Consider the following 20,262-nt stretch of genomic DNA (forward strand, 5'->3'; position numbering starts at 1 on the left):
TGGCAGTGATAGGCGTGTAGAGCGGGTTTGGTTGCTGCGGTCGGCGTCGATTGTAATTAAGATGGCTGAGTGTTTCTTCAAGGCAAGGTGCAAAACCGTGAGCGCGAACAACCCTCTTCTGCAATCGTACGACCTGCCACCCTTTTCGGCGATTCGTGCCGAGCATGTCAAACCTGCTATCGAACAGATCCTGGCGGATAACCGTGCCGCGATTGCCGACATCCTCGCCAAACAGGGTTCGACACCGACCTGGGCCGGGCTGGTGCTGACCATGGACGAGCTGAACGACCGCCTGGGCGCTGCCTGGAGCCCCGTCAGCCACCTCAATGCCGTGTGCAACAGCGCCGAGCTGCGCGAAGCGTATGAATCGTGCCTGCCGGCCTTGAGCGCCTACTCCACCGAGATGGGCCAGAACCGCGCGCTGTTCCAGGCCTATGAAGCCTTGGCCAATGGCCCCGAGGCCGCCAGTTTCGACGTTGGCCAGAAGACCATTCTGGAGCAATCGCTGCGTGACTTCCGCCTGTCCGGTATCGATCTGCCGCCAGAGCAGCAGAAGCGCTATGCCGAAGTGCAGAGCAAACTGTCGGAGCTGGGCAGCCAGTTTTCCAACCAGCTGCTCGATGCCACTCAGGCCTGGACCAAGCTGGTTGCCGATGAGTCCGCCCTCGCCGGCCTGACCGACTCTGCCAAGCAGCAGATGGCCGCCGCGGCCAAGGCCAAGGACCTGGAAGGCTATCTGATCACGCTGGAATTCCCGAGCTACTACGCGGTGATGACCTACGCCGAAGACCGCGCACTGCGCGAGGAAGTCTATGCGGCGTACGCCACCCGCGCATCGGATCAAGGTCCGAACGCCGGCAAGAACGACAACACGCCGGTCATGGAGCAGATCCTCGACCTGCGTCAGGAACTCGCGCAATTGCTCGGCTATGCCAACTACGCTGAACTGAGCCTGGCGACCAAGATGGCCGAGTCCAGCGACCAGGTGCTTAGCTTCCTGCGTGACCTGGCCAAGCGCAGCAAGCCTTTTGCTGCTCAGGACCTGGAGCAGCTCAAGGCTTATGCCGCCGAACAGGGCTGCCCGGATCTGCAAAGCTGGGACAGCGGTTTCTACGGCGAGAAGCTGCGCGAGCAGCGCTACAGCGTTTCCCAGGAAATCCTGCGCGCCTACTTCCCTGTCGATAAGGTGCTCGGCGGCCTGTTCACCATCGTCCAGCGCCTGTACGGCATCGAGATTGCCGAGCAGAAAGGCTTCGACACCTGGCACCCGGATGTTCGTCTGTTCGAGATCAAGGAAAACGGCCTGCACGTCGGGCGTTTCTTCTTCGATCTGTATGCCCGCGCCAACAAGCGTGGCGGTGCCTGGATGGACGGCGCGCGTGACCGTCGCCGTACGGCGCAAGGCACGTTGCAAAGCCCGGTGGCCAATCTGGTGTGCAACTTCACACCCGCTGTCGCCGGCAAGCCTGCGCTGCTGACCCACGACGAAGTCACCACGCTGTTCCACGAATTCGGTCATGGCCTGCATCACCTGCTGACCCGCGTCGAGCATGCCGGGGTATCCGGTATCAATGGCGTGGCTTGGGACGCGGTCGAGTTGCCGAGCCAGTTCATGGAAAACTGGTGCTGGGAGCCCGAAGGCCTGGCGCTGATCTCCGGTCATTACGAAACCGGCGAGCCGTTGCCGCAGGATCTGCTGGAGAAGATGCTCGCTGCCAAGAACTTCCAGTCCGGCCTGATGATGGTGCGTCAGCTGGAGTTCTCGCTGTTCGACTTCGAACTGCATGCCACGCATGGCGACGGCCGCAGCGTGCTGGACGTGCTGGAAGGCATTCGCGACGAAGTGTCAGTGATGCGTCCGCCTGCCTACAACCGCTTCCCGAACAGCTTCGCGCACATCTTCGCAGGTGGTTACGCCGCCGGTTATTACAGCTACAAGTGGGCTGAAGTGCTGTCCGCCGATGCGTTCTCGAAGTTCGAGGAAGATGGCGTGCTCAACGCTGAAACCGGACGCGCCTTCCGCGAAGCCATTCTGGCACGTGGCGGTTCGCAGGCACCGATGGTGCTGTTCGTCGACTTCCGCGGACGCGAGCCGTCGATTGACGCATTGTTGCGTCACAGTGGCTTGAGTGAGGACGCGGCAGCATGACCGATACACCGGTAGTCATTACCAGGAAACGCTTCATCGCCGGGGCGGTGTGCCCGGCGTGCAGCGAGCCCGACAAACTGATGATGTGGAACGAAAACGACGTGCCGCATCGCGAGTGCGTGAGTTGCGGCTACAGCGATACGCTCAACGAGCAGGGTATTTCGATACCGAAGGAGTTGGGCACGCGGGTCAACAAGGCGGTGGTCAAGCCGGCTGATCCCAAGGTGCAGGGTGTGCAGTTCTTCCCGAATCCGAAGTTGAAGAAGCCGGTTGATTTGAGCGACTAGAGTCAATTAGGTATGGGGGGCGGTAAACGCCCCCTCTCACACTATTAGTTAACTGGCTCTTCTGTACCCGTATCGTTGGTTTTTTCTTCTTTCGGCTTTATGGAAAGATTCATGACCGCATAGGCTTGGGCCAAGGCAAGTATTGCAGTGATGTCCTGGGTATTGGTGACGCCGTCTTCGTTGATGTCGGCTCCACTTTTTACTGTGTCGAAACCTTTATATTTATCGGACGCTGTTACATAAGCCATGCCATCCATCTCGTCTCCGTTCCAGTGTTGCACCAGTATTTCGGGAATACCGTCGCCTTCAAAATCTTCCATGGACAACCTGATTTCATAATTAGCCATGTTCTCAATCCTCTTTTATTGATTGAGATGCCAGTACTGCCAGCCTCTCCGGCACCTGTGTAAGTCAGGTTTTGTTACAGGCGTAACCAGGCTTTACCAATCCACCAACTCAGCCACCTTCTTCCTGAAGGCCAATGCCAGGTCGGTCAGAACTTCCTCGTCCCTTCCCAGTTCGCCGCGAATCTTGTGCTTGCCATGAGGGTGCAGCCTGACCCAGGCATGCTCTTGCAAATCATCGTTTTCATAAAATTCAATGGCTATTTCAGGATGGTCATGTTCCTCAATGTCTTCAGCCCACAACCGAATCTCATACTTGGCCATCACCCACCTCGTTCTCAGGTAAATGCGCCAGTACCCGATAGCCGAGTTGGCGTTTCGCTACACTATGCTTGAAGAAAAAGGGCGTCTACTGGCAGAAGTAACAGGTGGTTTTTTATACAGGGCGGGAACTATCTAAAGGAGGGCTTTAATAGCACTTAAACATACAGTCAGGACAAGCGGCGGGCGCCGCTTGTCCTTGAGCACGCGTGAAGTTTCAGTCTGCCGTCTGCAGCCTGCGCTTCTCGGCCAGACGACTTCTGCCGTACAGCACGGCAATGGCGATCAGGGCGATGGCCTGCGCGCCGAGCGAGTACAGGTCGGCGTGAATGCCCAGCCAGTCGAACTCGAAGAACGGCACCGGCCTTGTGCCGAATATGCCCGCCTCTTGCAGCGCCTTGACGCCGTGACCGGCAAACACCACCGACAGTGCGCAGAGCAGCGCAGCGTTGATGCCGAAGAACAGCGACAGCGGCAGCTTCGCCGAGCCGCGCAGGATGATCCACGCCAGGCCCACCAGCAGCACCAGCGCCGTGGCACCGCCCGCCAGCACGGCATCGTGTCCGGCCGGTCCTGCCTGCAGCCACAGGGTTTCGTAGAACAGGATGACTTCGAACAGCTCGCGGTAGACCGAGAAGAACGCCAGCACCGCGAAGCCGAAACGACCGCCGCCGCCGACCAGGCTGCTTTTGACGTAGTCCTGCCACGCAGCGGCGTGGCGACGGTCATGCATCCACACCCCGAGCCAGAGCACCATCACACTGGCGAACAACGCGGTGGCGCCTTCCAGCAATTCACGTTGCGCACCGCTGACGTCGATGACATACGCCGCGAGCGCCCAGGTGGCCAGCCCGGCCAGCAGCGCCAGGCCCCAGCCGATGTTGACGCTGCGTACGGCAGACTGCTGGCCGGTGTTGCGCAGAAACGCCAGGATCGCCGCCAGTACCAGAATCGCTTCCAGCCCTTCACGCAGCAGGATCAACAGGCCCGAGATGTAGCTCAGTGACAGGCTCAGGCCGTCGCTGCCCAACAGGTCCGCCGACTCCTTGAGCTTCCCTTTGGCTGCTTCCAGCTTCTGCGCAACCTGAGGCAACGGCATGCTGTCCTGCAAGGACTGCCGGTAAGCCATCAGGCTCTTCTCAGTGTCCTTGCGCACATTGGCGTCGACGTTATCCAGCGAGCTTTCGACCAGCTCGAAACCCTCCAGATACGCCGCGACCGACAAATCATAGGCCTGCTCGCGATCACCGGCCTTGTAGGCCGCCAGGCTCTTGTCCAGCGTTACACTGGTGTAATCCAGCAGTTGCGCCGGGCCGCGCTGTACCTGTGGTGGCTGCGCGCGCTGGGCTCGGAAGGTGGCGGTAGCGTCCTGACCTTCGGCTGCCTGGATTTCGGCCGGTGTCTGGCGAGCCAGGTCGGCGAGGTTGAAGGTCTTGGCAGGCTGGGCGACAGGTTGCGCGCTGAAGCTGGCGATATAGGTCGCTATATCCCAGCGCTGGCGATCATCCAGCTGGTCGGCGAACGCAGGCATATCGGTGCCGGCAATACCCAGCCCGGTCGCGTTGTAGAGATCGTAGAGACTCAGGCGATCCAGCCGCGCGGTATCCCGCAGGTTCGAGGGCGGCGGTTCCAGGCCGATACCTGCCGGTCCATCCCCTGCACCGCTGTCGCCATGGCACACCGAGCAATGCTGGGCGTACAAAGGCGCGCCACGGGCGGGGTCCGGCGTAATGGCCGGGGCCTGACTGACCTCGTAGGCAAGCGCGAGCTTCGCACTCAACTGCCGCGCCTGACGCGTGACCTGCGCAGCGTCCTGTCGACCCGCCACAGCGCTTTTCAGCTGGGTGACCGCCTGCTCCAGAGCATCCCGCCCGGCGCGCTGCGGCAAGGCAACGACCAGGCCCTGCAACGCAGCCAGGTTATCGACCTGTTGCTGGTACTTGACGGTGTCCACGACCTTGCCGTCTGCCACGGTCGCCGGGTAATCGGCCCCCAGGTAATCCAGCAGATGCAGCGCCTGGGCTGCACCCTCGACCGGGTCGGCCAGCGCAACGCAGCTGCCCAGCGCCAGGAGCGGCAACAGTAACCAGGCAAGAAAACGAGAATGGACGGGCATTGCAGAATCTCGACGGGAATGCGAAGCGTTGCATTGTTAACGCCGCAACGGCACTACTCAATAGTCGAGGTCTATTTTTGTTACAGAATCTTACGTTCAGCCTTCAGTCGCCCTGAGCAAAACGGATGTCTGCTCAGGGCTCGAGACCGACACGTTTCAGGCCGTACCGCGATGCAACGTCGCGAGGAAACCTGCCGCGCCCACGAACAGGCTGGCGAAGGTGCGATTCATGCGACGTTGCTGGCGAGGCGTCTTGAGCAGGCGCAACACCTTGGATGCCAGCCCGGTGTAGCCCGCCATCACGATCAGATCGACCACCACCATGGTCGCCGCGATGATCGCGTACTGGATGAGCAGCGGAGCGGCCGGGTCGATGAACTGTGGCAGGATCGCCAGAATGAAGATCAGCGCCTTGGGGTTGCTGATATTCACCAGAAAACCACGCAATACCAGCGTCATCGGTTTGCCCACAGGGCGCACGGCAGATTCGTCGGCCAGGTCGGCTGGCAGGGCGCGCCATTGCTTGATGCCGAGATAGACCAGGTATGCGACGCCGAACCACTTGATCAGTGTGAACGCCATATCGGAGGCCGCCAGCACGGCACCCAGACCTGCCGCGACAATCGCGATCTGTGCCACCAACGCAATCTGCAAGCCCAGGGCATTCCAGTAGCCACGCCAGAAACCGTATTGCAGGCCGCAGGACATCGAAGCGATGGCGCCCGCGCCAGGAGACAGACTGATAATCCAGCAGGCCGCAAAAAAGCCCAGCCACGTTTCAAGCGCCATCGTGCACCTCAAGCAAAGTCCAATGCTCAGTAAATTAATGCGGGTTGCTTTGCAAAGCTAACGATTTCTAATCCTGCTCGTCCGGCTGCTTTGCGACCACCATCTGCGGAAACAGATCGCTGCCACGCCAACGGCGCACCGACTTCTGGAAAAACTGGCTGTTGGGCACCTGGACCAGCGCACCACCGGCTTCCGGGGTCTCGATCAGGGTGGTGAACATCAGGTTGATGGCAACCACCCTGCCCTTCACGCCCGGCTTGTCCAGCGTATCGACCAGCTCGACCATGTCACCGATGCGGAACGGGCCGATGGTGAAGATCAGAATGGCGCAGAGCAGGTTCGACAGCACGCTCCACATGGCGAAGAACGCCACCGCCGCGACGGCGACGAAGCCGGACAGTGCAGTCCACAGCACCGTGGCCGACACCCCGAGTCGACCCAGGACGAGGACAAAGGCGCTGCCCATGATCAACCAGCGCAGGCCTCCGCGAACCGGCACCAGCAATTCTGGCGGCAACGGATAGCGCTCGCCCAGCCCGGTCAGAAAACCACCCACGATGCGTTGCAGTACGTAACCGGCCAGCAGGATCAGCAGAATCTGCGCACCCACCAGCAGCGGTTCAAGCCAGTACGCGGATACCGGCAAGCCCAACATGTCCATCACTTCCCTGCCTCACTCACGACAATGCTTCCAGTTCGGCCTGCATTGATTCCAACAGTTCCAGCGCTTGCATCCAGGCGTCTTCCAGCTCGGCTTCGCGCACTTTCAGCTTCGCCTGTTCGGCCAGCAGATCGCGCAGCTTGTCCTTGTTGGCCGCCTCGTAGTTGGTGCTGTCAGCCAGCGCTTCTTCGACCTTGGCGAGTTTCTCATTCACCAGCCCCAGATCACGCTCCAGCTTGTCGGCTTCGCGCTTGTGCGGCGCCAGTTGCTGACGCAAGGCCGCTGCCTGCTGGCGCTGGGCTTTCTTATCGGTCTTGTCGGCGTTGACGGGCGTGTTGCTGACCGGAGCGTTGCGCAGCCGGTAATCGGCCAGCCAGCGCGTGTAGTCATCCAGATCGCCGTCGAACGCCTGCACGCGGCCGTCGGCCACCAGCAGGAAGTCATCGGTCGTGCTCTTGAGCAAGTGCCGATCGTGAGACACCACCAGTACCGCGCCACCGAACTCCTGCAAGGCCATGGTCAGCGCCAGGCGCATCTCCAGGTCAAGGTGGTTGGTCGGTTCATCGAGCAGCAACAGGTTGGGCTTTTCCCAGGCAATCAGCGCCAGCGCCAGACGGGCTTTCTCGCCACCGGAGAAATTCAGCACCGGCTCATCCAGACGCGCGCCACGGAAGTCGAAACCGCCAAGGAAATCGCGCAAGGTCTGTTCACGCTCGGTCGGTGCCAGGCGCTGCAGGTGCAGCAACGGCGTCGCCTTGGCGTCCAGTGAGTCGAGCTGATGCTGGGCGAAGTAGCCCACGGTGAGGTTTTCGCCACGCACCAGCCGACCGCTTTGCGGTTCAAGCTCACCGGCGAGGTTTTTGATCAGCGTCGACTTGCCTGCGCCGTTCGGACCCAGCAGGCCGATGCGTGCACCGGGCGTGAGTTGCAGCTTGACCTTCTCGAGGATGGTCTTGTCGCCGTAACCCAGGCGCGCATCGGACAGGTCCAGCAAGGGGCTGGAGATCTTGTCGGACTCACGGAAGACGAAGTTGAACGGTGAGTCGACGTGCGCAGCCGACAGCTCTTCCATGCGTTCCAGCGCCTTGATCCGGCTTTGTGCCTGACGGGCCTTGGTGGCCTGGGCCTTGAAGCGCGCGATGTACTTTTCCATGTGCGCACGTTGCGCCTGCTGCTTCTCGTAGGCCTGTTGCTGCTGGGCCAGACGTTCGGCACGAGCCCGCTCGAAGGCGCTGTAGCCGCCGCGATAGAGAGTGATCTTGCGTTGCTCGACATGGGCGATGTGATCGACCACGGCATCCAGAAAATCCCGGTCGTGGGAAATCAGCAGCAAGGTGCCGGGGTAACTCTTGAGCCAGTCTTCAAGCCACAGAATGGCGTCGAGGTCCAAGTGGTTGGTCGGTTCGTCGAGCAGCAGCAGGTCCGAGGGGCACATCAATGCCTGCGCCAGGTTCAGGCGCATACGCCAGCCACCGGAGAAACTGCCGACCTGACGCTCCATCTGTTCGTTGGTGAAGCCCAGCCCGGCCAGCAGCTTGCGAGCGCGTGCGTCGGCGGTATAACCGTCGGCGCTGTCGAGCTCCGAATGCAGACGGGCCTGAGCGGCACCGTCCTGCGCGGCTTCGGCCTCGGCCAGCGAGCTCTGTACCTCGCGCAGGCGCTCGTCGCCATCGAGCACGTAATCCACGGCCAGGCGTTCGAGCGTGTCGACCTCCTGGCGCATGTGCGCGATACGCCAGTCGGCGGGCAGCAGGCAGTCGCCGGCATCCGGCGTCAGCTCTCCACGCAGCAGGGCAAACAGGCTGGATTTACCGGCGCCATTGGCACCGATCAGACCGGCTTTATGGCCGGCGTGCAGAGTCAGCTCGGCGTCTTCTAGCAGACGTTGCGGACCACGCTGTAAGGTAAGGCTTTGAAGTCGAATCATAATGGCGGCGGAGTCTACCAGCTTCGTCCTGAACAGGTGGATCACTATGCCTCCAGCGCTCTGGAGTTTCACCCTCGATTTCTACGCCCGACCGGGTGTGGAGCAGGCTTGTCTGACGCTGCAAGCCAACGGGGCCAACGTGTGCATGGTGCTTTGCGGGGTGTGGCTGGGCACGCGCGACGTGGAGTGCGATGCTCAGCGAGTAGCGCAAATAAAGCAGTTGGCGACACCCTGGCATGACGATGTGGTGCGTCCGTTGCGGGATTTGCGTAACCAATGGCGCCATGCGGCGCTTGAAGACGCACAGCTCAGTGCATTGCGAATGAAGGTCAAGGCGCTGGAACTGGAGGCCGAACAGGGTCTGATGATGAAGCTTGAGGCACTGACCGGGGACTGGCCGGCGGGTGAGGCGAGGAATGCAGAGGAGTGGCTGCTCGAACTTGCCGAAGGGGACGCAGAAAAAAACCGCGATGCGCTGCATGTGCTGCGCATCGCGGTTGGACTTGCCGTCGACCAGACTTAGGAAGCGCTGGTTGGCGTTGCGCCGTTGGCAGGTGTTGCCGGTGCGGCGGCGGGCGCGGCAGGTGCAGGCGTTGTCGGCTTGGCTGCAGCAGGCGCTGGCGTGGCCGGTTTGGCGGCGGCTGGCTTCACGGCAGGCTTGGCCGCAGGTTTGGCGACAGGCTTGGCTGCTGCTTTCACAGGTGCCTTGGCAGGTGCTTTGGCCGGAGCCTTGACGGGCGCTTTCACAGGCGCTTTCGCCGCAGGTTTGGCGGCCGCCGCTTTTGCTGCTGCTGGTTTGGCAGCGCTGCTGGCGGTGGTCTTGGCAACCGGCGCCTTGGTGGCAGCAGGCTTGGCCGCGGCCGGTTTAGCAGCAGTTGTCCTGGCTGCAGCAGGCTTGGCGGCCGTTGTCTTGGCTGCGACAGGCTTGGCTGCTGCAGTCGCCCGGGGGGCCGGTTTGGCAGCGGCTTTTACCGGGGCCTTGGCAACAGCAGTTTTTGCGGCTGGCTTGGCAGCTGCGGAAGGCTTGGCGGCGGCCTTGGCGACTGGCTTGGCGGCGGCTGTTTTAACCGGCGCTTTCGCTGCGGTTTTTGCCGGGGCTTTGGCAGCAGGTGTCTTGGCGACCGCTTTCGGTGCGACAGGCTTGGCATCGCGAGTGGTCAGGATCTTGCCGACCGCCTCTTTCACACGACCAATACCCTGAGCCAGTTTCAGGCTTTCCTGGGCATCACGCTTGAGGTGCAGGATGTAAGTGCGGGTTTCGGTCTGACGATCCTTGAGAGCGTCCAGCAACTCTTCCAGCTCGGACACGGCGCCTTTGGCCTTGGCCTGCGCCTTGGATTTTCCGGCGGTGGCAGCATCCTGCAACTTGATGCGGGAGTTGTGCAGTTTTTCCTGCGCCTTGCCGCGCTGTTTCTCAAGCTTGGCGAGCAGTTTCTCGGCATCAGCCAAGGCTTGGGAGCAGGCGTCTTCCAGATGTTCAAGCAAGCTGCCCGATAATTGTTGGAGCAAATGCAACGGAGTATTTACTGGCTTCTTTTTGGCCGACATGACTTACCTCCTGGGTGACGAAATTGCGGCTCATACTAGGCTTCTGCGCGCATCGCCGCTAGGGCATCTTGACAGCATCCATGGGGCGCTGTTGCATACTCAGAGAAATGATTGCTCGGCACGATGCAAAGGCATTGTGAAATTCACATCACAAGACTCGTCACTACTCGCGCTGGCGCTGGCATAATCGCTGCCTTCCCAGGCCGGAGAGCATTAATGTCGCGCTACCTGTTAACGTCGTTGTTCCTCTTGCTACCCCTGGCTCAGGCCGCCGAGGCGCCGCCTGCGTCCAGCGACGGCCACGATCTCGCCTACAGCCTGGGCGCAAGCCTTGGCGAGCGGTTGCATCAGGAAGTCCCTGACCTGGACCTCAAGGCGCTGGTAGAAGGCTTGAAGCAGGCTTATCAGGGCAAGCCGCTGGCGCTCAAGCAGGACCGCATCGACCAGATCCTGCGCGAGCATGACGCCGCTATCGCCCAGGCCGAGACTGCCGGTACGGATGCGCCGACCGAGGCGGCCCTCAAGGCCGAGCGCACGTTCATGGACAGCGAGAAGGCCAAGCCGGGTGTGAAGGTGCTGGCTGACGGGATTCTCATGACCGAGCTGACTCCTGGCACCGGCCCCAAGCCCAGTGCCGATGGCCGGGTTGAAGTGCGTTATGTCGGTCGCTTGCCGGACGGCACCATCTTCGATCAGAGCACCCAGCCCCAGTGGTTCCGGCTCGACAGCGTGATCAGCGGCTGGACCAGCGCCTTGCAGAACATGCCGACCGGCGCGAAGTGGCGGCTGGTGATCCCTTCGGATCAGGCCTATGGTGCCGAGGGCGCTGGCGATCTGATCGATCCGTTTACCCCGCTGGTATTTGAAATCGAACTGGTTGCGGTTTCACAGTAAGCGGACGGAGACCGGCGTTCAGAAATGCGAAAGGGTGCAATAAGCACCCTTGGCGTGTAGCACTTGCATCAACCAGGTCACACCTGAGCGGCGATCTCTTCCTTGTGCGAGTTATGCAGGACTTCAATCAAGCAGTCTTCCAGCTCGAAACGCTCGTGCAGCAATTGCCCCAGCTGGTTGAACTCCCGGGCCACCGCCGTCGCATCCGAGCAGTCGCCCTTGTCGCAGCGATCATTGAACGTCAGCGCAAACTTGGTAATGAAGTCCAGACGCGGATAGATCGTGTCTGCCAGTTCGAGCCCACGTTTATCGTTGAACGCTCGCGCTTCATCACCCAGTTGTTCGTAAACCTCGAAGTGCCCGGCGGAGACGTAATCCACAAGAATGCCGCAAAAGTTCTGCAAGCCTTCGCGGTCGGCTGCCAGCGCTGCGGGCGTGTCGCCCAGTGCATCGTAGGCTTCGACCAGTTTGAGACGGCTTTGAAGCCAGCGATCAATCAGCTTGTTCACCCCGCCCCAGCGTTCCTGAGCATTCTGACAACTTTCCAGCATGGTCTTCTCTCTTCCCTTCAGGGGCATGCAGTCCTGGGCCGGTCCTGGTAGTTGGCCGGGACCTGACCTGATAAATGCGTCAGGACAGCATATTTCCAGTGACGCGTGCGGCCCAGATTATGCCCGCTCGACAAGGCCATCAAGGTACGCAGGAGATAAAGTTCATACAAGCGTTTAATAGCCGCCCCGATCTCTGGTCGCCAGCCAGTGGCTCAATTCGCTGAAAAGAGGATACAGCGGCAGCAGCGCCAGGCCTGTAAATGCCAGCAGACTCCACTCTGGCAGGCTGATACCGAACAGGGTCCAGGTGATTTCGGCGCAAAACAGCGCGTCGCTTCGCAGCCGGTCGATGCACATATCCAGGGAGAGCAGGCTCAATATTTGCTCCAGTCTGGTAATGAACGGTATCAATTGATCGGCCGAAGCGGTTTGCAGCCACACCTGTGTGCCTGCGCCAGCAAGCCCTGCCAGGGCGACCAGCAGAAGCCCCAGGCTGTAGCGGCGCGTGCCGGTCGGGCCTGGCGCGTGGCAGGCAGCACAGAGCGCCAGCACCCCACAGGCGATGAATGCAGCTCGCTGCACCATGCACAGAGTGCAAGGGTCGAGACCTGCGGCTTGCTGCAGGTAAAAGGCGACGCCAATGATTGATGCACAGGCCAGCGATGCCAGGAAGAACAGGAAGCGTGTGCGAGCCAGATACATGGCAAATCCGTAACAAAGGACGAGACGATTACGGTAGAGGAAAGGGTGCGGCGCATTCAAGGTGGCGGCGTACGGATGCGTCGCTGTTTACTGAGGAAAAAGAACACGCCGCTGCGTGGTTCTTTTACACATGGATGTAGGACGATTCTCACGCATTGATCTTGACGGGCTGGTGAGGCAGCACGGAGAGCCCTCACAGAGGACTCTCCGGCGGATTCAGGCCTTGGTCAGCACCGGCAAGGGGCGCGACAGGAGGCGTTCGTCGAGCAGACCCAGACCCTCCTGAAACAGCTGATTGCTGCGATCCGTCTCACCCAGTTGGCCGAGCAGGCGAGCCAGCTCGGCGCAGGTTTCGGGATTGCGTTCCAGGCGCAGACTGCTCTCCAGATAATCCCGCGCCTTGCCCCACAGGCGGCCTTGCAGACAGATACGTCCCAGGCTCAGCAACAGGCTTGGATCAGCAGGATGCTGCTTGAGCCAGCCCTCCGCCGTTTGCAGCTGCTTCAACGGGTCGTTGCCGCGAACCAGTCCATACAGACGCGCCAGATGGCTGTTGTACTCGCGCTTGAGGGCGCTACGAAGCACTTCTTCTGCCTGGGCTTCGGCACCCAGACGGCGCAATTGATCGGCATACGCCAGCACCAGTTGCGGCTCCTGACGTTGCGCAGAACCCAGCCCCTGCCAGGCGCTTTCCAGTGAAGGCAGACCGGTCGGTGCGCCTTCGATGCCTTCGCGGTACGCCGCCAGGCTAAGGTTTTCGCCCCAGGCGCGGCGTTCCAGCTCGGCCAGTTCCTTGGCTGGCAGGACCTTGTCCTTGCGCAGCTCCGGCATCAGACGGACCACATCGGACCAGTCACCACGTTGCTGATACAGGCGTTGCAGTTGACGAAGCACCTGAGGGTTGTGCGGATGACGCTCTTTCATGGCCAGCAGTGTGGTCAGCGCACCTTCGGTGTCGCCACGGTCCTGCTGCAGTTGAGCGTGATTCAGGGCAATCGCCAGCTCGGCTTGTGGCTGACGCTCGAGCGCGCGTTCCAGCAAGGCGTCGCAGTCTTCGTAACGGCCCTGCTCGTTGGCAGCACGTGCAGCGCCGATGTAGTAGAGCAGCGGATGCGTATCGGCTTCGGCGGCGCGTTGCAGATGACGTTGGGCGCTGGACCAGCGTCCCTCGGCAAGGTCCATCTGGCCTTGCTCGATAGCTATTTGCACGCGACGACGGCGGTTGCGGCGCGACCATGGGTTGACCACGCGGCCTGAGGTCGTCAGCAGGGTGATCAGCAGCCTCAGCAGTGCGATCACCAGTAACGCAACGACCAGCAACGCCAGGGTTGCCCACAGACTCGATTCATAGCGGAAGTTCTGATAGGCGATCAGGACATAGCCGGAATGCTCGGCGATGGCGACCCCGATCAGCGCCGCAGCGGCGATCGCGATGAATAACAGCACATAGAAGCGCTTCATCGGCTGGTCCCCTGTTGCGCCTCGGCTGGCTGGCCGGCAGCGTGACGGCGTTCAAGGTAGGCCTGCACGGCGCTCAGGGTTGGTGCCAGATCCGGTGTCTTCACCGATACCGGCTGGCTGGCAACGGCATCAAGCCCTTGGCCGAGCGCCTTGCCCTGTGGGTCGTCCTGATCGAAGTTGGCTTTCAGAACGCTCTGCGCTTCGGTGATGGCCTTGGAATAAACCTCGGGCTCGCCGTTAAGCGCTGCCCACTGCGCCTGCTCCAGCGCCAGGCTCAGGGCCAGACGCACCTGCGAAAGGCTCTGGCCGGCGAGTACCGGGCGGATGTCCTTGTCGGCGTTGAAATCGATACGGAAGTAATGGGAGATCTCGTCCCACCACTGCGACCACCGGCTGGTTTCGGTCTTGTCAGCGGTCAGCCCCATAAGCGACTCGCCCTTGTCTGCGTATTCGGGAGCCAGCTTGTTGAGCTGTACAGCCTGCTCACGCAAGGCAGCCAGTTGCAGAAACAGCCCGGTGCGGTCCGGCTGCTCGACGCTGCGCAGGGCGGCAAGGCTCTTGGCCAGTTGCTCGCGGGCAGCGAAGGAGCCTGGATCATCCTGCTCACGCAGAATTTCGTCGGCACCCTGAACCAGCGCCTGCGCACTGTTGATGTCCTGCAGCGCTGAAAGGCGCAGGCTGGCCAGACGCAGCAGATGTTCGGCCTCGGCCAGACGCCAGTCCTTGCGGCTCGCCCCCAGCACGGTTTCGAGTCGCTGGCTGAGGCGCTGCTGATCGCCTTGCAATTGCGCGACCAGACGGCGGCTGTCTTCCAGCTGATTGGCGGGCGGGAATTGCGCGATACGTGCGCTCAGTTGCTGGTCATTCTGCGCCAGCACCAGGGTCTGTTCGGCGATGTCCTCGACCTGTCCGCGCTGTTGCTGGTGCCCGGCCTGCAACATGCGCAGTTGCCAGACTCCCCAGCCGGCGACGGCGATACCGGCAATTGCCAGCAGCAAGGCCAGGAATACCAGACCACTGTTGCGGCTGCCGGTGCGCTCGGTGCGGACTGGCTCAGGCTTGGATGCAGGCGTTTTCAACACCGATTCTTCGTCTTTAGGCAAGGCTGTTTCGCTCACGTATCCCATCCTTTGCATTTTGGCGTAATAGCGTAAACGACAGGTGTCGATCATTACGCCTTGACGGCAGGCTGAGGTTGTTCCCGCAACGCTGCCAGCAATGCCGCGGCGCTGGCGCCACGACAATCAATAACGGTCCGTGCTCCGGCTGCCCGCGCAATGCTGGCAACCCGGGGGCTCGGTACAAACAGCGGCAGATCGGCCAGGTCCGGCCATGAATCCCCCGCCAACTGAAGCAAATGTTCAAAACCCTGCCCACTGCTGACCACCAGCCCGTTCAAGCGTTCCACCGCGACACGTTGCGCCAGGGCGCCGGGCGCATGCTGCGGCAGGTAGCGACGATACAGCGGCAGGTAATCAACGCCCACCCCCAGCCCGCGCAGTTGCTCGGCCAACAGTTCGCGTCCCTCGTCACCGCGCATGATCAACACACGGCTTCCCGGTACGGCAATCGCCTGTTTGAGGCGCGGCAGTTCAAGCAAGGCTTCGCTGTCGTCGCCCTGCTCCGGCCAGCTCGCATCGAGCCCGTAATCGACCAGTATCTGCCCGGTTGCTGAACCCACACTGAACCAGGGTTGCAGGGGCGGTTGCGGCCATACTTCGTCGATCAGTTCGATGGCCAGTCGCGCGGCCGGCTTGCTGACCACGATCACTGCACAATAATTGAGCAGCTCGAAAATGATCGAACGCTGTGCAGGCGTCAAGGGCAACGGCTCGGTTTCAAGCAGGGGCAGGCTGCTGCTGAAGATACCGGCCTCGGCCAGCACCCTGGCCAGCGCTGCCGACTCTTCGGCCGGGCGGGTCAGCAGCAGACGCCAGCCATTCATTCGTTATTGGCCTCGCCATAGACCGCTTTCAGAATGTCGGCGGCACCCTGCTCCAGCAGCGCTTCGGCCACCTGCACACCCAGTGCCTGGGCGGATGTCTGGGGTGCCCGGGCATCCGCGTGCAGCAACACGCTGCCGGACGGATCACCCACCAGGCCGCGCAACCAGACGTCATCGCCTTCCAGTACGGCGTAGCAGGCGATCGGTACCTGACAGCCCCCGTTGAGGTGCTTGTTCAGCGAACGCTCGGCAATCACGCGCACGGCGGTGTCTTCGTGGTGCAGAGGGGCAAGCAGCGCATGAATTTCGGCGTCGACGCTACGGCATTCGATACCCACCGCGCCCTGGCCACCGGCTGGCAGGCTGTCATCGACGCTGATCGCCGAGGTGATGCGGTCTTCGAAACCCAGGCGGATCAGGCCGGCGGCGGCGAGGATGATGGCGTCGTACTCACCGGCATCGAGCTTGGCCAGACGGGTATTGACGTTGCCGCGCAGGAAACGGATCTGCAGGTCGGGTCGACGCGCCAGCAATTGGGCCTGACGGCGCAGGCTGGAGGTGCCGACAATGCTGCCCGCCGGTAACTGGTCCAGGCTGGCAAAGGTGTTGGAGACGAATGCATCGCGCGGGTCTTCACGCTCGCAGATGCAGAACAGGCCCAGGCCTTGTGGAAAATCCATCGGCACGTCTTTCATCGAATGCACGGCGATGTCGGCGTTGTTTTCCAGAAGCGCGGTTTCCAGCTCCTTGACGAACAGCCCTTTGCCACCGATTTTCGACAGCGGGGAGTCGAGCAGTTTGTCGCCACGGCTGACCATGGGCACCAACGTCACGAGCAGGCCGGGGTGGGCCTGTTCCAGGCGGGCCTTGACGTATTCTGCCTGCCAGAGTGCCAACGCGCTTTTGCGAGTGGCGATGCGGATTTCGCGAGAGGACATTGAACAATCCGTACTGAGTGAATGCGACGGATAATAACAGCTCAATCCCGGTCAGGGCGGCTTCGGCGCCGATTGGGAATTGCTTCAGACACCAAGCCGATCAATCAATCGGCAGTGCCTGAGGGGCGCATGAGGAAGGCTGCCCGCGGGCCAGCCGAAAAACACATGAATCCGGGATTGCCCCCCGTTCCATGAATCGGCCCGCGCGCAGAGGCTCCAGAGCGGCGAAGCGCTAGAGCTGCTGCATCATTTTGCGGACACCGGCGACGTGGCGGCGGCTGACGATCAACGCATCGCCATTGAGGCCTCTGAGGAACAGCTGGAAATGCCCCAGCGGGGTGCGCTGCAACCGTTCTATTCGCTCGCGGGCCACCAGCGCATTGCGGTGAATGCGCACGAAGCGGTCGCCGAACTCGTCTTCCAGCGCCTTGAGCGGTTCGTCCAGCAGCACTTCGCCGCCCTCGTGGCGCAAGGTCACGTACTTGTGATCGGCGATAAAGTAGATCACCTGATCCAGCGGAATCAGCTCGATGCCTTTGCGGGTACGCGCGCTGATATGGCTGCGTGGCCCTGATCCGCTTTCGGCAGCCGGGCGGGTCAACGCCGCCAGTTGCACACGGTTCGGCCGCTCGGCTTTGCGCAACGCTTCGACAAGGTGCTCGGAACGCACGGGCTTGACCAGATAGCCCACCGCACTGACCTGGAAAGCTTCCAGGGCGAACTCATCATGGGCGGTGCAAAAGACCACTGCAGGCGGTGCTTCCCGCTCGCACAGCCGCGCTGCGACCTGGAGGCCATCGAGACCCGGCATGCGGATATCGAGCAGCACTACGTCCGGTTTGTGGGCCTCGATCAGCGCCAAGGCTTCTTCGCCATTGGACGCGCTGGGTTCCAGTACTCGATAACCCTCGATTTCATTGACCATGCGGCTCAATCGCTCGCGGGCCAGGGGTTCGTCATCAACGATCAGGACATTCATATAGCTCTGGCTTCCTGCGTGAGTCTCGCACAAGGATAGCGTAGACAGGTGTAGTGACGACCGTCACGGCGCTCCACGCTCAGACTGGCGTGCGGGCCAAAAAGTGCCGCAATTCGTGCGCCTATATTCGTCAGAGCTTGCTGAGTACCGTTGGAAGTCTGCCGATTGGCAACTTCTTCATAGGGATTGCTGACGCTCAATATGAACTCTCCCCCTTCATAGTTCGCTTCGACTGTTACAACGCCCCCTTCGACCCGCGGAGCAATGCCATAAATCAAAGCGTTTTCAAGTAATGGCTGCAAGGTTAGCTGGGGGATCGGCAAGTCATCGGGAATTGCGCTCACCCTCCAGTCCAACTGTAGACGCTCGCCAAGACGATATTGCTCAATCGATAAATATCGTTTTGCCAATGCCAGCTCTTCACCCCATGTCACCAGGCTGCCCGGCTTGGCCAGACTGGCGCGAAACAGGTCCGAAAGATCCAGCACCGCCTGCTCGGCCTTGACCGGGTTGCTGGCCACCAGACTGGCGATACTGTTGAGTGTGTTGAAGAGGAAATGCGGGCGGATGCGCGCTTGCAGCGATTCGATCCTGGCGCGCAGTTCGCCCTGTTGCTGCTTGCGCCACTGACTCTGCAGATAGAAATAGCGCAGCATCAGGGCCGACATGATCAGGGCAATCGTCGAGTAGCGCAGATAACGCTCGACCATGCCGCTGACCGAAATCCGCCCGGTAAGCTGACAGACATCGGTAACGGCTGTGCACAACAGCGTCAGGCCGACCACCAAAAGGCAACTGAGCATGCCTGCCAGCCCCGGCGTCAATCGCGCCAGCCAGGGCCGCAAGCCGCACAGCAGCGCCGCGGACAGTAGCACGATCCATTGCACGAACAGCGACATCAACGCCAGGCGTACCCAGTCGAAGCCGCTGCGCATCGGTTCCACCAGCACCAGAACCAGCACCAGCAGCTCCGCCAGCACGACGAGCACCAGCAATGCCTGCGGCAGGCACAGTTCAGGGAGGAAAAAGTCTTTGCCGGGCGCGGGCCGGGCGTCGTGTTTCACAGGTTCGATTCGCATGACTCCAGTCTCTGCCCTGGCCTCGTCAGCGGCAAGCTGTCCGGGGATAAATATGCATCAACCCTGTTATCATCGCGTTCGTTCTTGTGCCAGGTATCGGGCACGTCACTTTCCAGTCAGCAACGAGCGAATCCATGAGCACCGACAAGACCAACCAGTCCTGGGGCGGCCGCTTCAGTGAACCCGTCGACGCGTTTGTCGCGCGTTTCACCGCCTCCGTCACCTTCGATCAACGCCTGTATCGCCACGACATCATGGGCTCCATCGCCCACGCCACAATGCTGGCCAAGGTGGGCGTACTGACCGACGCCGAGCGCGATACCATCGTTGACGGCCTGAACACCATCCAGGCCGAGATCGAGGCTGGCCAGTTCGACTGGCGCGTTGATCTGGAAGACGTGCACATGAACATTGAAGCACGCCTGACCGACCGCATCGGTATCACCGGCAAGAAACTGCACACCGGTCGCAGCCGCAACGATCAGGTCGCCACCGATATCCGTCTGTGGCTGCGCGACGAAATCGACCTGATCCTCAGCGAAATCACCCGTCTGCAGCAAGGCCTGCTGGGCCAGGCCGAGCGTGAAGCTGAAACCATCATGCCCGGTTTCACCCACTTGCAGACGGCCCAGCCGGTAACATTCGGTCACCATATGCTGGCCTGGTTCGAAATGCTCAGCCGCGACTACGAACGTCTGGTCGACTGCCGCAAGCGTCTCAACCGCATGCCGCTGGGCAGCGCGGCACTGGCGGGCACCACCTACCCGATCGACCGCGAGCTGACCTGCACACTGCTGGGCTTCGAGGTGGTGGGCGGCAATTCGCTGGACGGTGTATCGGATCGCGACTTCGCCATCGAATTCTGCTCGGCTGCATCCATCGCAATGATGCACCTGTCGCGCTTTTCGGAAGAGCTGGTGCTCTGGACCAGTGCGCAGTTCCAGTTCATCGACCTGCCGGACCGCTTCTGCACCGGCAGCTCGATCATGCCGCAAAAGAAAAACCCCGATGTCCCTGAACTGGTTCGCGGCAAGAGCGGCCGTGTGTTCGGTGCCTTGATGGGCCTGCTGACCCTGATGAAAGGCCAGCCGCTGGCTTACAACAAGGACAACCAGGAAGACAAGGAACCGCTGTTCGACGCCGCCGACACACTGCGTGATTCGTTGCGTGCGTTCGCCGACATGATTCCTGCGATCAAGCCCAGGCACGCGATGATGCGTGAAGCGGCGCTGCGCGGCTTCTCGACCGCCACCGATCTGGCCGACTATCTGGTCCGCCGTGGTCTGCCGTTCCGTGACTGCCACGAAATCGTCGGTCACGCGGTGAAATACGGTGTGGAAACCGGCAAGGACCTGGCAGAGATGAGCCTGGAAGAGCTGCGTCAGTTCAGCAACCAGATCGAACAGGACGTCTTCGCCGTGCTGACCCTGGAAGGCTCGGTGAATGCCCGCAACCACATCGGCGGCACCGCCCCCGAACAGGTCCGCGCCGCCGTCGTTCGCGGCCAGGAACTGCTGGCCGGGCGCTGAACAGACCCCGCCTAGCCCCTGATGACGCGGAGCATTGGCACG

The 20,262-nt window shown here is 61.4% G+C and carries 20 protein-coding genes; 5 read left to right on the forward strand and 15 right to left on the reverse strand.

Going from position 1 to position 20,262, the window contains the following annotated elements; translation table 11 throughout:
- Positions 1-61 precede the first annotated feature (61 nt).
- Both prlC and KUIN1_RS00260 read left to right on the forward strand, forming a co-directional pair.
- The gene (gene prlC / locus KUIN1_RS00255; RefSeq protein WP_162886025.1) at positions 62-2,149 is read left to right on the forward strand and encodes an oligopeptidase A; all 2,088 of its coding nucleotides are present in this window, start codon (positions 62-64) and stop codon (positions 2,147-2,149) included.
- Positions 2,146-2,436: a YheV family putative zinc ribbon protein gene (locus KUIN1_RS00260; protein ID WP_024651191.1), complete on the forward strand. Its 291-nt coding sequence runs from the start codon at positions 2,146-2,148 to the stop codon at positions 2,434-2,436. The genes prlC and KUIN1_RS00260 overlap by 4 nt, the downstream gene beginning before the upstream one ends.
- Positions 2,437-2,480: 44 nt before the next feature.
- Here the strand turns inward: KUIN1_RS00260 and KUIN1_RS00265 are convergent, their stop codons facing one another.
- The 6 genes from KUIN1_RS00265 to KUIN1_RS00290 form a co-directional block, all read right to left on the reverse strand.
- A complete protein-coding gene (locus KUIN1_RS00265; RefSeq protein WP_011266149.1) occupies positions 2,481-2,783 on the reverse strand; it encodes a hypothetical protein in 303 nt (100 codons plus the stop codon).
- Positions 2,784-2,876: 93 nt separating this feature from the next.
- Complete coding sequence (locus KUIN1_RS00270) at positions 2,877-3,104, reverse strand: hypothetical protein (RefSeq protein ID WP_003401541.1); 228 nt, start codon at positions 3,102-3,104, stop codon at positions 2,877-2,879.
- A gap of 214 nt (positions 3,105-3,318) precedes the next feature.
- A complete protein-coding gene (locus KUIN1_RS00275; RefSeq protein WP_103713863.1) occupies positions 3,319-5,217 on the reverse strand; it encodes a cytochrome c/FTR1 family iron permease in 1,899 nt (632 codons plus the stop codon).
- A gap of 156 nt (positions 5,218-5,373) precedes the next feature.
- Complete coding sequence (locus KUIN1_RS00280) at positions 5,374-6,006, reverse strand: LysE family transporter (protein ID WP_011266152.1); 633 nt, start codon at positions 6,004-6,006, stop codon at positions 5,374-5,376.
- 67 nt (positions 6,007-6,073) lie between these two features.
- Complete coding sequence (locus tag KUIN1_RS00285) at positions 6,074-6,667, reverse strand: mechanosensitive ion channel family protein (RefSeq protein ID WP_002551363.1); 594 nt, start codon at positions 6,665-6,667, stop codon at positions 6,074-6,076.
- A 16-nt stretch (positions 6,668-6,683) separates the two neighbouring features.
- A complete protein-coding gene (locus KUIN1_RS00290; RefSeq protein WP_024640024.1) occupies positions 6,684-8,594 on the reverse strand; it encodes an ATP-binding cassette domain-containing protein in 1,911 nt (636 codons plus the stop codon).
- Positions 8,595-8,640: 46 nt separating this feature from the next.
- Here KUIN1_RS00290 and KUIN1_RS00295 point away from each other — a divergent pair, with 46 nt between their 5' ends.
- Positions 8,641-9,117: a TIGR02444 family protein gene (locus tag KUIN1_RS00295; RefSeq protein WP_152091761.1), complete on the forward strand. Its 477-nt coding sequence runs from the start codon at positions 8,641-8,643 to the stop codon at positions 9,115-9,117.
- Here KUIN1_RS00295 and KUIN1_RS00300 read toward each other — a convergent pair.
- Positions 9,114-10,142 carry an AlgP family protein gene (locus KUIN1_RS00300; protein WP_024651185.1) on the reverse strand — a complete coding sequence of 343 codons (1,029 nt, stop codon included), beginning with the start codon at positions 10,140-10,142 and terminating at the stop codon, positions 9,114-9,116. The two genes, KUIN1_RS00295 and KUIN1_RS00300, sit on opposite strands and share 4 nt — an antisense overlap.
- A 216-nt stretch (positions 10,143-10,358) precedes the next feature.
- Here KUIN1_RS00300 and KUIN1_RS00310 point away from each other — a divergent pair, with 216 nt between their 5' ends.
- Positions 10,359-11,036, forward strand: coding sequence for an FKBP-type peptidyl-prolyl cis-trans isomerase (locus KUIN1_RS00310; protein WP_003401556.1), 678 nt, complete (start codon positions 10,359-10,361; stop codon positions 11,034-11,036).
- A gap of 77 nt (positions 11,037-11,113) precedes the next feature.
- Here KUIN1_RS00310 and KUIN1_RS00315 read toward each other — a convergent pair whose 3' ends face one another.
- From KUIN1_RS00315 to KUIN1_RS00355, 8 genes are all read right to left on the reverse strand, one after another.
- Complete coding sequence (locus tag KUIN1_RS00315) at positions 11,114-11,587, reverse strand: Rsd/AlgQ family anti-sigma factor (protein WP_003401557.1); 474 nt, start codon at positions 11,585-11,587, stop codon at positions 11,114-11,116.
- A 174-nt stretch (positions 11,588-11,761) separates the two neighbouring features.
- Positions 11,762-12,289: a disulfide bond formation protein B gene (locus KUIN1_RS00325; protein ID WP_024651184.1), complete on the reverse strand. Its 528-nt coding sequence runs from the start codon at positions 12,287-12,289 to the stop codon at positions 11,762-11,764.
- A 216-nt stretch (positions 12,290-12,505) separates the two neighbouring features.
- Positions 12,506-13,750, reverse strand: a complete 1,245-nt coding sequence (locus KUIN1_RS00330; protein ID WP_003401559.1) for a heme biosynthesis protein HemY — start codon at positions 13,748-13,750, stop codon at positions 12,506-12,508.
- Positions 13,747-14,868, reverse strand: coding sequence for a uroporphyrinogen-III C-methyltransferase (locus tag KUIN1_RS00335; RefSeq protein ID WP_024641405.1), 1,122 nt, complete (start codon positions 14,866-14,868; stop codon positions 13,747-13,749). The genes KUIN1_RS00330 and KUIN1_RS00335 overlap by 4 nt, the downstream gene beginning before the upstream one ends.
- Positions 14,869-14,921: 53 nt before the next feature.
- Positions 14,922-15,695, reverse strand: coding sequence for a uroporphyrinogen-III synthase (locus KUIN1_RS00340; protein WP_024651183.1), 774 nt, complete (start codon positions 15,693-15,695; stop codon positions 14,922-14,924).
- Positions 15,692-16,633 carry a hydroxymethylbilane synthase gene (gene hemC / locus KUIN1_RS00345; RefSeq protein WP_003318426.1) on the reverse strand — a complete coding sequence of 314 codons (942 nt, stop codon included), beginning with the start codon at positions 16,631-16,633 and terminating at the stop codon, positions 15,692-15,694. Before hemC ends, KUIN1_RS00340 begins: the two co-directional genes overlap by 4 nt.
- A gap of 232 nt (positions 16,634-16,865) precedes the next feature.
- Positions 16,866-17,612, reverse strand: a complete 747-nt coding sequence (locus KUIN1_RS00350) for a LytR/AlgR family response regulator transcription factor (RefSeq protein ID WP_003401565.1) — start codon at positions 17,610-17,612, stop codon at positions 16,866-16,868.
- Positions 17,609-18,691, reverse strand: a complete 1,083-nt coding sequence (locus KUIN1_RS00355; RefSeq protein ID WP_003318424.1) for a sensor histidine kinase — start codon at positions 18,689-18,691, stop codon at positions 17,609-17,611. The genes KUIN1_RS00350 and KUIN1_RS00355 overlap by 4 nt, the downstream gene beginning before the upstream one ends.
- Before the next feature lie 134 nt (positions 18,692-18,825).
- Here KUIN1_RS00355 and argH point away from each other — a divergent pair, with 134 nt between their 5' ends.
- Positions 18,826-20,220 (forward strand): argininosuccinate lyase, encoded by a 1,395-nt coding sequence (gene argH / locus KUIN1_RS00360; RefSeq protein ID WP_024651182.1) that lies wholly within the window; start codon positions 18,826-18,828, stop codon positions 20,218-20,220.
- Positions 20,221-20,262: the final 42 nt, after the last annotated feature.

The organism is Pseudomonas sp. KUIN-1, assembly GCF_009176725.1.
In the GTDB taxonomy this organism is placed as follows: domain Bacteria; phylum Pseudomonadota; class Gammaproteobacteria; order Pseudomonadales; family Pseudomonadaceae; genus Aquipseudomonas; species Aquipseudomonas fragariae.

Coding starts and splice junctions, on each gene's coding strand:
- prlC (WP_162886025.1), top strand. CDS start 62: ATGGCTGAGTGTTTCTTCAAGGCAAGGTGCAAAACCGTGAGCGCGAAC.
- KUIN1_RS00260 (WP_024651191.1), top strand. CDS start 2,146: ATGACCGATACACCGGTAGTCATTACCAGGAAACGCTTCATCGCCGGG.
- KUIN1_RS00265 (WP_011266149.1), bottom strand. CDS start 2,783: ATGGCTAATTATGAAATCAGGTTGTCCATGGAAGATTTTGAAGGCGAC.
- KUIN1_RS00270 (WP_003401541.1), bottom strand. CDS start 3,104: ATGGCCAAGTATGAGATTCGGTTGTGGGCTGAAGACATTGAGGAACAT.
- KUIN1_RS00275 (WP_103713863.1), bottom strand. CDS start 5,217: ATGCCCGTCCATTCTCGTTTTCTTGCCTGGTTACTGTTGCCGCTCCTG.
- KUIN1_RS00280 (WP_011266152.1), bottom strand. CDS start 6,006: ATGGCGCTTGAAACGTGGCTGGGCTTTTTTGCGGCCTGCTGGATTATC.
- KUIN1_RS00285 (WP_002551363.1), bottom strand. CDS start 6,667: ATGGACATGTTGGGCTTGCCGGTATCCGCGTACTGGCTTGAACCGCTG.
- KUIN1_RS00290 (WP_024640024.1), bottom strand. CDS start 8,594: ATGATTCGACTTCAAAGCCTTACCTTACAGCGTGGTCCGCAACGTCTG.
- KUIN1_RS00295 (WP_152091761.1), top strand. CDS start 8,641: ATGCCTCCAGCGCTCTGGAGTTTCACCCTCGATTTCTACGCCCGACCG.
- KUIN1_RS00300 (WP_024651185.1), bottom strand. CDS start 10,142: ATGTCGGCCAAAAAGAAGCCAGTAAATACTCCGTTGCATTTGCTCCAA.
- KUIN1_RS00310 (WP_003401556.1), top strand. CDS start 10,359: ATGTCGCGCTACCTGTTAACGTCGTTGTTCCTCTTGCTACCCCTGGCT.
- KUIN1_RS00315 (WP_003401557.1), bottom strand. CDS start 11,587: ATGCTGGAAAGTTGTCAGAATGCTCAGGAACGCTGGGGCGGGGTGAAC.
- KUIN1_RS00325 (WP_024651184.1), bottom strand. CDS start 12,289: ATGTATCTGGCTCGCACACGCTTCCTGTTCTTCCTGGCATCGCTGGCC.
- KUIN1_RS00330 (WP_003401559.1), bottom strand. CDS start 13,750: ATGAAGCGCTTCTATGTGCTGTTATTCATCGCGATCGCCGCTGCGGCG.
- KUIN1_RS00340 (WP_024651183.1), bottom strand. CDS start 15,695: ATGAATGGCTGGCGTCTGCTGCTGACCCGCCCGGCCGAAGAGTCGGCA.
- hemC (WP_003318426.1), bottom strand. CDS start 16,633: ATGTCCTCTCGCGAAATCCGCATCGCCACTCGCAAAAGCGCGTTGGCA.
- KUIN1_RS00350 (WP_003401565.1), bottom strand. CDS start 17,612: ATGAATGTCCTGATCGTTGATGACGAACCCCTGGCCCGCGAGCGATTG.
- KUIN1_RS00355 (WP_003318424.1), bottom strand. CDS start 18,691: ATGCGAATCGAACCTGTGAAACACGACGCCCGGCCCGCGCCCGGCAAA.
- argH (WP_024651182.1), top strand. CDS start 18,826: ATGAGCACCGACAAGACCAACCAGTCCTGGGGCGGCCGCTTCAGTGAA.